The organism is Cyanobium sp. LEGE 06143, from assembly GCF_015207535.1.
Classification (GTDB): Bacteria; Cyanobacteriota; Cyanobacteriia; order PCC-6307; family Cyanobiaceae; genus NIES-981.
On record NZ_JADEWP010000103.1, the window covers coordinates 1 to 8,941 of the forward strand.

Here is an 8,941-nt window from a genome sequence, read left to right on the forward strand (position 1 = left end):
GGCGGAGAACCCCTTGCCTTCCTGATGGGAGCGGCCATCGCCCTGCTCACCGCCATCGTCCCCCTGGCCACCGTGGTGGCAGGACGTCCCAGCCCCCCGGGCCCCTACCTGTTCTATGGATCTCAGCCACCTGCCGGCATCCCCAGCGCCAGGGCTGGTGAACCTGGTGGTGGAGATCCCCGCCGGCAGCCGTAACAAATACGAATACAACAGCGTCGCCGGCGTGATGGCCCTCGATCGGGTGCTGCACTCCTCCGTGCGCTACCCCTTCGACTACGGCTTCATCCCCAACACCCTCGCCGACGACGGCGCTCCCCTGGACGCCATGGTGATCATGGAGGAGCCCACCTTCGCGGGCTGTCTGATCCGGGCCCGGCCGATCGGGATCCTCGACATGGTGGATGAGGGCTGCCACGACGGCAAGCTGCTGTGTGTGCCGGAGGTGGGATTCCGCCAGCAGCACATCCACTCCATTCGCCAGATCGCCCCCGACACCCTCGAAGAGGTGGCGGAGTTCTTCCGCACCTACAAGAACATGGAGGGCCGGATCACCCTGATCCAGGGTTGGCTCGACCCCGAGGCGGTGCCAGCCCTGCTGAAGCACTGCATCCAGGCAGCACTCCAGAGCCAGCCCAGCCCCCGGAGTTAGCTGGCGCGCTGCAGCAGGAAGCCCTCGTAACCCAGGGCCTGGAACACCCTGGCCGGATCGCTGAAGCCGGCGGCATTGACCAGGGCCGTCAGCCGGGCCACCCCGATCGGGTGCAGACCGTGGGTGAGGGCCGTGAGCTCGCCGTCTGCGCTGCTCGCCAGAGCCTCGAGGCCGCTGGCGCGCTGGAACCCCAGCCAGGCCTGCTGCACCTGGGCCTCCAGCGGCGAGCGCTCGGGGGCCATCAGGTCAACGAGCACCAGCTGGCCGCCCGGCTCGAGGCTGCGGGCCAGGGCGGTGAGGAAGGCCAGCTTGGTGCCGTCATCCGGCAGCGACTGCAGCACCAGCACCGACAGGGCGCCGGCGAAGCAGCCGCTGCCCTCCAGGTCTTCCACCCTGGCCTGGCGCCAGTCAATGCCCTCGCCGCCAAGCCTCTGGCGGGCCGCCGCCAGCATCTCCGCTGAGGGGTCGAGGGCGGTGATGCGCCAGTCGGGGCGCTGGGCCCGGGCCTCGACCAGCTCGGCGCCGGTGCCGCAACCCGCCACCAGCACCGCAGCCCCCTCGAGGCCAGCCCGGGCGGAGGCGGCCAGCAGAGCCACCGAGAGGCGGGCCAGGCTCGCGTAGCCCGGGATCAGCTGCTGGGCGGTGAGGTCGTCAGCCTGGGGAACAGCCAAGAACGCGCAACAAGTGCTTCGATGCTAGGCAGGGGGTACCCGGGGGCCTTAGGTTTGCGGACGCGTTTCACCCTTGATCGGCCGTGCCCACCATCCGATTCGAACAGGAAGGCCAGCAGGTCGGTTGCATCGAGGGGGCCAACCTCCGCAAGGCCGCTCTCGATGCCGGCATCAACCCCTACAAGGGCTTCAACAATGTCAATAACTGCGGCGGCATCGGCCAGTGCGGCACCTGCGTGATGGAGGTGCTGGAGGGCCTGCAGAACCTCTCCCCCCGCAGCGATGTCGAGGAGGTGTACCTGGCCGATCGCCCCGCCAACTACCGCCTCAGCTGCCGCACCAGTGTCAATGGCGACGTGACAGTGCGCACCCGCCCCGCCGATGGCGTGGGCAAGGGCACCAACAGCCTGGTGGGCGCCCTCAAGGCCCTGGTGGGCCGCTGAAGCTCGGCCCCGCCCGGCCATGAAGCTCTACAGCTATTCCGGCTGCAGCACCTGCCGCCGGGCCATCGCCTGGCTGCGGCAGCACGGCCTGACGGTGGAGTTGATCGACATCACCCTCACCCCGCCCGGCCGGCCCCTGCTGGAGCAGGCCCTGACGCAGCTCGGCCGGGGGCGACTGTTCAACACCAGTGGCCAGAGCTACCGAGCCCTGGGCGCCGCCACCGTGAAGGCCATGGACGACAGTCAGGCCATCGAGGCCCTGGCCGCCGATGGCCGGCTGATCAAGCGCCCCCTGCTGGTCAGCGACGACGGCCGCCTGCTGATCGGCTTCAAGCCCGAGGAGTGGCAGACCCTGCTGGAGGAGGGGGCGGCACCGTGAGGGCATCCAGCTCCCGCAGCAGCGACTCGATGCCGGCGCGGCTGATCTGGGTGAGGTAAGACCCCTTGAGCTGCTCCAGCAGGGCACAGAGCAGGCCCTGGGAGCGCTCCAGGGCCGGTCCGCTCTCCAGCGCCACGGCCAGCTCCTCCCAGAAGCGGTCCACGAAGCGCTGCAGCAGCTCCAGCTGGGCGTCATCGCGGCGCGACAGGCTGCTGCCGGCATTGCGCGAGAGCTCCAGCAGGCTCTCCACCATGCCGTTGGCCAGCTGGCGGCTGAGACCGCTCTCCATCTGCATCAGCGGCTGCAGCTGCCGCAGCGGCGGCGGCACCACCGTGCGATCCAGGCTCTGGCGCAGGCTGTAACTCAGCACCCCCTGGAGCTCCGGGGCCAGGCGCGGGGCCACCTGACTGAGCAGCAGGGGCGCCCAGATCCGCACCAGCTCGGCCAGCTCCCGCTCATCGCGGCTGCTGGCCACGCTCTGGTGGCTGCGCAGGCTGCGGATGCGCTGCGGCCACTGGCGCGAGCGGATCAGACCCTGGATGCCATCCAGCAGCTGCAGGGCCAGCACCTCGAACAGCTCCACCGCCAGGAGGGCCACCACGCCCCTGCTCACCACGGCCCGCAGGGGCTCCAGATTCACCAGCCCGGAGGTCTGCAGCCGCTCCCCCACGGGCACGATGCGCAGCCAGCGCCAGAAGGGCAGCAGCAGGGGCAGGTCGGTCCAGCGCCTCAACAGCACCTCGTGCCAGGCCAGGCCAGGCAGCCGCCGCTTGATCCGGATCAGCCGCTGCAGGATGTCCAGCAGGAACACGCTCTGGAACAGCAACAGGTCGATACGCCAGAAGTGGTCCGTGGGCCGGCCGTTCTCGTCGATCGAACGCCAGTAGTTGGTCTCCACCAGGGGCAGCACCTGGTCGGCCCAGAAGCGCCGCTCGCCCGCCCAGGGGTTGCTGGCCAGCCACTCGGGGCTGAGCAGCCGCTGGGCGGAATCCTTGGAGGAGTCGAGGTCGGCGCGCTGGCGCAGGCGGTTCTTGATCTTCTCCAGCGTGCCGGCCCGGTCGGAGGCCAGGAAGGGGTTGCTGTCCACCATCTGGGCCATCAGATCCGCCTGGCGCTGCAGCAGCCTCGTCTTCAGGGCGGGGTCGGCGGCGGGCTGGTCCATCACCCGCTCCAGCTCCTTGAACTGCTTCAAGAAGGTGCTGGTTTCCCGATGGGGCTCAATCCCCTTGATCGGATCCACCCAGGGGGTGATGTCCGGGATGAAGGTGAGCGGCACCGCCAGGGGCACCGAGGGAATCGGATAGAGGTTGCGCTGCAGCCAGAAGGTGCGCAGCGGCACATAGGTGATGTCGAAGGCCACCCAGAGCAGGTTCAGCGTGGCCCAGATCGCCACGAACCGATCCCAGGCGATGGCCCCCAGGCCGGCGGGAACAGGTCGGGATCGCTGCCAGCGGGGACGGGCCATCGGCAGGGCTGGGGGTAAGGCGTGCCTAATCTGCCCCGACGAGCCGTCATCCCGTCGCGGAGAGTTCAGGAGTTGAACCAGGAGAACAGGCCGATCGAGGCTGAGGATCCGGCGGATGGCGCCCGCGTCACCCCGGCGCAGCAGCCGGAAAGCCCGTGGGTGTTCTGGCGCAGCGTGGTGCTCACCCTGGCGGTGGCCCTCGGCATCCGCCAGTTCGTGGTGGAGGCCCGCTACATCCCCTCGGGCTCGATGCTGCCCGGCTTGCAGCTGCAGGACCGTCTGCTGGTGGAGAAACTCACCTACCGCCGCGAGGCGCCCCAGCGCGGCGAGATCGTGGTGTTCCGCTCCCCCTACAGCTTTGATCCGGTGCTGGCCGGCGCCCGCGAGCCCAATCCGCTGCGCTGCCTTGTGGTCAACATCCCGTTTCTGGGTTCTCTGCCGGGGGTGAGCGATCCGGCCTGCGACGCCTACATCAAGCGGGTGGTGGCCCTGCCAGGCGAACAGGTGGCGGTGAACCCGAGGGGCGAGGTGTTCATCGACGGCCAGAAGCTCGAGGAGCCCTACGTGGAGAACTACTGCCCCGTCGATGAGCGGGGCATGGGACCCTGCCGCACCCTGAAGGCGCAGGTGCCCCCTGGCCACGTGCTCACCCTGGGGGACAACCGGGCCAACAGCTGGGATGGACGCTTCTGGCCAGGGGGGGCCTTTCTGCCGAGCAGCGAGATCATCGGCCGGGCCTTCTGGCGCTTCTTCCCGTTCAACCAGGCGGGAACGCTGCTGCCCCAGGCGCAGCCGGATCCAGCCACCACTGATCCGGCGCCGTGAGCCCGGTGGCCCGCACGGCTCCTGCACAGGCCTGCGGCGGCCCGGGCTGATTCGCCGCCAGGGAGCCGCCGCCGCCGCCCCAGGCGCTCGGCCGGGCCTCGGGATCAAACAGCAGCCAGCGGCGGCTTCCCGCTACCAGCCGCTCGGCCGGCTGCTGCAGCAGGCCTGAAGGCCCCCAGCTCAACACCTGCCACAGCTGGGCCGCACTCCAGCCGCGGCCCCTCACCAACGCGTGCCAGAGCGCCGGCAGCACCAGTCCGTGGTGGCCGCCATGACCGGCTATCCCTGGAGGCCGCTGGTCGAGGGGCAGCATCTGCTCCTCCGCATCGAGGGCCTGATGGTGCACCGCCACGGCGCTGAGCGTGCCGGCGGCGAGAGCGGCGATCAGGGCCTGCCGGTCGGCGGGAGTGCCGAGGGAGGGCTCCAGCCGCCAGCCCTCGGCCGTGGGCGAGAGGCTGCCACTGTCGGCAACCAGATGCCACCAGGCCACCGTGGCCGGCGGGCGCCAGGGGGCCCGCTCCAGGGCGGCCACACCGGCCGCGGTGGAGAGGTTCATCAGGTTGAGCACCTGGCCGCTGCCCGTGGCCGCCAGGGTGAGCAGGGATTGCAGAGGCAGGGTCTCGCTCACCTGGGGATCGATCGGCCAGCCGGCCCGCAGCGCCTCCACGCCCTCCCGCACGAAGCCGCCGCTGGTGAGCGCCAGCTGGCGCGGTGCCACCAGCAGGGGCTGCCGCGGCGCCTCGGCCAGCAGCAGACCGCGCTCCAGCAGCGCCAGGGGCGGACACTCCGGCCCGCCAGCCAGGCCGATGGCGCCGGCGGCGACCTGGAGCGCGTGCAGGGCCAGATCGGTGTCGGCGCCGTCGCGGCTGAAGCTGCCCCAGAGCAGCAGTTGCAGCGGGGCCGGCCAGCTGAGGTTGAGGCGCTCGGGTCGGTCGCGCCAGGGCCGTGCCCAGGGCAGCAGGGCCACGGTGCCGTAGCCGCCCCTGGCGGCGGCCTCGGCCAGGCTGGTGAGGGTCTCGGCCTGGCCGGTCCAGGGATCGTCCAGCACCGAGTGGGGATCCACCAGCACCGGCGCCAGCAGGGAGCCCCCGGCCGGCCGGGGGCTGAGGCCCAGACCAGCGGCCCGGCGGCTCGCCTCCACACCCAGGGCTTCGAGGCGGCCGTCGGCACCCAGCAGGGCATCACCCAGATCCAGCTCGGCCCCGGGACCGCGCAGCAGCTGGACCTGATGCAGCCAGATCGCCTTCATCACGCTGGCCTAGAGGGCCCCGGCGGCGGTGCGGTCGAGCACCCCGCCGAGGTGGGGGGTGAGGTTCAGGGCGGCCACCATGGGCAGCTCCTGGGCTCCGTGGGGATAGTCGATCACGGTGACGCCGCCGTTGCCCTGCTTGATGGCCCAGATGTCAGCCGGCTTCAGCCCCAGCAGGCCACAGAGGATGGTCTTGTTGACGGCGTCATGGGCCACCACCAGCGCCGTCTCGTCGGGGCCCAGGCTGGCCACGATCCGCGCCCAGGCGGCCAGGGAGCGATCCCACACCTGCTGGAGCGTTTCCCCTTCAGGCATCTGCACGGTCTGGGGGGCCCGCTTCCAGTCAGCAAGGAGCTTTGGCCAGCCGGCCTGGATCTCAGGCTCCAGCTGGCCCTCCCAGAGCCCATGGCCGATCTCCACCAGGCCGCTGCAGGTGGTGAGCGGCACGCCGGGGTGGGAGGCCAGGATCGCTTCGGCGGTCTGGCGGGGCCGCGACAGGCCACTGCTGTAGGCCCGCTGAATGCTGATCGGCCCCAGGAAGCCGCCAGCCGCCTCCGCCTGGGCCAGGCCATGGGCATTGAGGGGGATGTCGATCTGGCCCTGGAACCGGCCCTGGCGGTTCCAGTCGGTTTCGCCGTGGCGCACCAGCAGCAAGCGGGGGCCCGATCCCTTCTTGGGCAGGGGCTCCCCGAGGKGGGCGGTTCCGTTGAGCGACTCCAGCTGCACCGCCGGATCCGCACTGAGTTCGGGGCCGCCGGGGTTCGCGCTGCCTGGGGAGGGGCTGAGGTTGAGCACCGAGATCGAGCCGTTGTCGATGCGCAGACGGCGAAAATCCGAGGCGTCGAGCTGCAGCAGGCGCAGCACCAGGCAGCGCAGAATCGCGTTGTGGGCCACCACCAGCACGCTGGCATCGGCTGCAGCGGCCTGGAGCCCCGCCGGCTGAGGCTCCGCGTCAATCGCGGCGCCATGGCGCTGGAGCAGCCCCGTCAGGAAGCGATCGGCCTGCTGCATCAGCTCGGGAAGCGGCTGATAGTGGCGGCCATCGGCATGCTGGAGCGTCAGGGTGTGGGGCGCCTCCCGCCACAGCCGCTCCCCGTCGGGAAAGCGCTGGCCCAGCTCCTCACGGGTGACGCCGCTCCAGGGGGAGAGATCGATCTCGACCAGGTCGTCATCGTGGATCGCTTCCAGCCCCTGGCCATGGGCCTGGAGCAGGCTGGCGGCGGTGTGGCTGGCCCGGCGCAACGGCGAGGCGTAGGCCGCGCTGAAGGCCACCGCTCGCAGGGCCTCTCCAGCGCGGCGGGCCTGGTCGTGCCCCTCCGGCGTGAGCGTGGAAAGATCGTCCCGTCCCTGGATGCGCCGCTCGGCGTTGAAGCTGCTGAGGCCGTGGCGAACCAACACGATCCGTAGGGCCACCGGCGCTCTGGCTGCTGGCGCCATCGTATGGGAGCACTGTGGAGGCCCCTGGCCGGGCAGCAGGGATCAGCCCCAGGCTGGCGTGCGGTCTGCGCCGGCAGCAGCGGCCCAGGGCGCGCAAGGACAGAATCGGGCCATCACCTTCCCTCCGCAGGACGCCAGCTTGAACGCCCGAGGCTCGAGAACGCCAGCCTGGAAATCGCTTCTGGCCCTGCTCTGCCTGTTGATCACTGGCCTGCTCTGGCTGAACGGCCTCCTGCTCAGCCTGGAGAAACCCACCGTCACCGGGGCCCTGGACCAGCGGCAGCTGGAACTGCGGGCCCTGGCCATGCCTGCAGCGCCCCCCTCGCTGCAGCCCCTGCTCACCGGGGTCGATCCACTCGAGGAGCTGCGCCAGTCACTGCTCGCTCAGGACGAGGCCGATCCGGGCCCAGGCCAGGGCGAGCCCCTGCTGCAGCTCGCCCTGCTGCAACAGCGCCAGGGCCAGGACATCAAGGCCAGCCAGCTGCGGGATCGCCTGCAGGAGCAGATCCCCAGCGACCAGAGAGCCCTGGTGACGGCCCTGGAGCGGGGACAGCGGCTGGAGCGCTCCCAGCTGGACACCCTGCAACAGCCCTGGAGCCTGCGGCCACTCACCCAGAGACTGCTCTGTGAGGGGCTGAGCCAGGACCCCCAGGGGTGCGGCACCAGCACCGCAGCGCAACAGGCCGTGTGGCGGCTGGTGGGGGTGAGCTGGGCCCCGGGGCTGCTGCTCCTGCTGGGCGTGGGGCTGCTGCTGCGCCAGATCTRGCAACAGTGGCGGGGCCAGGCCCCGGCGGCACCGCGGCTGGAGGGGCCGCCCCTGGATCTGGTGGATGTRRCCCTGCTGATCGCCGGCGGTTTCGTGGTGCTGGGGGAACTCACCGTGCCCCTGCTGCTGAGCCCGGCCCTGGGTGCCCTGCTGAGCCCCCTCAACGGCGAACCTGCCCTGCAGCAGGGCCTGCAGGTGCTGCTGCTCTATCTGGGCCTGATGCTGGCGCCCCTCACCATTCTCTGGGCCCAGATGCGAGGCCGCGCCAGCGAGCACATGGGGGAGGGCGAACCGACAGGCGGGCTGCAGTGGCACTGGCGCCCCTTCGGCAGCAGCGCCCTGCAGGCGCTGCAGGTGATGCTGATGCTGCTGCCGATGGTGGCCCTGGTGGGCTGGATCACAGACCGGATCGCCGGCGACCAGGGCGGCAGCAACCCTCTGCTGGAGCTGGTGCTGACCACCGGACAGCCCCTGGCCCTGGCCTGTTTCGCGCTGACAGCGGTGCTGCTGGCTCCCCTTTTTGAGGAAACCCTGTTCCGTGGTGTGCTGCTTCCGGTGCTGGGTCAGCGCGTCGGCCCGGGCCTGGCGGTGCTGCTCAGTGCCCTGATCTTCGCGGCCGCCCATCTCAGCCTCAACGAGCTGGCCCCGCTGATGGTGCTGGGGCTGGGGCTCGGCTGGCTGCGGCTGCGCAGCGGCCGGCTCGGCAGCTGCGTGCTGGTGCACGCGCTGTGGAATGGGTTCACCTTCGCCAATCTGCTGTTGCTGGCCGGATAGAAGCCTTGCTGAGGCCGCGGCGGGGTGGTTCACTTGCGCAGAGTTCCGCAGCATCCGTGGTCGACTCGTTCGTCCCCCGGCAGGCCTCCACCCGCCAGCCCCTTGAGGGCCCCACTTCCGTGTTTCCTGCCCCTGCCACCCGGGCCACGGGAAACCGTCGCGCTGTCGACGGCGCCCCGCTCCAACTGATCCAGGGCTCGCTTTCGGGTCAGAAGGTGGCCCGGCGGGCCCCCTGGCTGGCTGGATTGCATCGGGTGGCCGATGGTGCCCTGGTGGGCCTGGG

Annotated in this window: 10 protein-coding genes; 6 read left to right on the top strand and 4 right to left on the bottom strand. The window is 70.8% G+C overall.

What is annotated here, in order from left to right; genetic code table 11:
- A partial coding sequence (locus IQ216_RS14245; RefSeq protein WP_228007300.1) for a hypothetical protein occupies window positions 1-195 on the top strand: 195 nt, incomplete at its 5' end.
- The gene (locus IQ216_RS08430; RefSeq protein ID WP_186696590.1) at window positions 116-649 is read left to right on the top strand and encodes an inorganic diphosphatase; all 534 of its coding nucleotides are present in this window, start codon (window positions 116-118) and stop codon (window positions 647-649) included. The genes IQ216_RS14245 and IQ216_RS08430, both read left to right, overlap by 80 nt.
- Here the strand turns inward: IQ216_RS08430 and IQ216_RS08435 are convergent.
- A complete protein-coding gene (locus IQ216_RS08435) occupies window positions 646-1,320 on the bottom strand; it encodes a class I SAM-dependent methyltransferase (RefSeq protein ID WP_193815133.1) in 675 nt (224 codons plus the stop codon). The genes IQ216_RS08430 and IQ216_RS08435 overlap by 4 nt on opposite strands.
- A gap of 83 nt (window positions 1,321-1,403) precedes the next feature.
- On the opposite strand from IQ216_RS08435, the gene IQ216_RS08440 reads away from it, so the two are divergent.
- The gene (locus IQ216_RS08440; protein ID WP_186696592.1) at window positions 1,404-1,763 is read left to right on the top strand and encodes a 2Fe-2S iron-sulfur cluster-binding protein; all 360 of its coding nucleotides are present in this window, start codon (window positions 1,404-1,406) and stop codon (window positions 1,761-1,763) included.
- Window positions 1,764-1,782: 19 nt separating this feature from the next.
- A complete protein-coding gene (locus IQ216_RS08445; protein ID WP_186696593.1) occupies window positions 1,783-2,142 on the top strand; it encodes a Spx/MgsR family RNA polymerase-binding regulatory protein in 360 nt (119 codons plus the stop codon).
- Here the strand turns inward: IQ216_RS08445 and IQ216_RS08450 are convergent.
- Entirely contained in the window at window positions 2,093-3,607 is a 1,515-nt protein-coding gene (locus IQ216_RS08450; protein ID WP_193815134.1) for a hypothetical protein, read from the bottom strand. The genes IQ216_RS08445 and IQ216_RS08450 overlap by 50 nt on opposite strands.
- A 72-nt stretch (window positions 3,608-3,679) precedes the next feature.
- Between IQ216_RS08450 and lepB the strand changes: the two genes are divergently transcribed.
- Entirely contained in the window at window positions 3,680-4,432 is a 753-nt protein-coding gene (gene lepB / locus IQ216_RS08455; RefSeq protein WP_228007301.1) for a signal peptidase I, read from the top strand.
- Here lepB and IQ216_RS08460 read toward each other — a convergent pair.
- Together IQ216_RS08460 and IQ216_RS08465 are read right to left on the bottom strand one after the other, a co-directional pair.
- Window positions 4,365-5,681 (bottom strand): dihydroorotase, encoded by a 1,317-nt coding sequence (locus IQ216_RS08460; RefSeq protein ID WP_193815135.1) that lies wholly within the window; start codon window positions 5,679-5,681, stop codon window positions 4,365-4,367. The two genes, lepB and IQ216_RS08460, sit on opposite strands and share 68 nt — an antisense overlap.
- 9 nt (window positions 5,682-5,690) lie before the next feature.
- Complete coding sequence (locus tag IQ216_RS08465) at window positions 5,691-7,094, bottom strand: histidine phosphatase family protein (RefSeq protein ID WP_370566673.1); 1,404 nt, start codon at window positions 7,092-7,094, stop codon at window positions 5,691-5,693.
- Window positions 7,095-7,257: 163 nt separating this feature from the next.
- Between IQ216_RS08465 and IQ216_RS08470 the strand changes: the two genes are divergently transcribed.
- Window positions 7,258-8,658, top strand: a complete 1,401-nt coding sequence (locus IQ216_RS08470; protein ID WP_193815137.1) for a CPBP family intramembrane glutamic endopeptidase — start codon at window positions 7,258-7,260, stop codon at window positions 8,656-8,658.
- The last annotated feature ends 283 nt before the right edge of the window (window positions 8,659-8,941 follow it).

Coding starts and splice junctions, on each gene's coding strand:
- IQ216_RS08430 (WP_186696590.1), top strand. CDS start 116: ATGGATCTCAGCCACCTGCCGGCATCCCCAGCGCCAGGGCTGGTGAAC.
- IQ216_RS08460 (WP_193815135.1), bottom strand. CDS start 5,681: ATGAAGGCGATCTGGCTGCATCAGGTCCAGCTGCTGCGCGGTCCCGGG.
- IQ216_RS08450 (WP_193815134.1), bottom strand. CDS start 3,607: ATGGCCCGTCCCCGCTGGCAGCGATCCCGACCTGTTCCCGCCGGCCTG.
- IQ216_RS08445 (WP_186696593.1), top strand. CDS start 1,783: ATGAAGCTCTACAGCTATTCCGGCTGCAGCACCTGCCGCCGGGCCATC.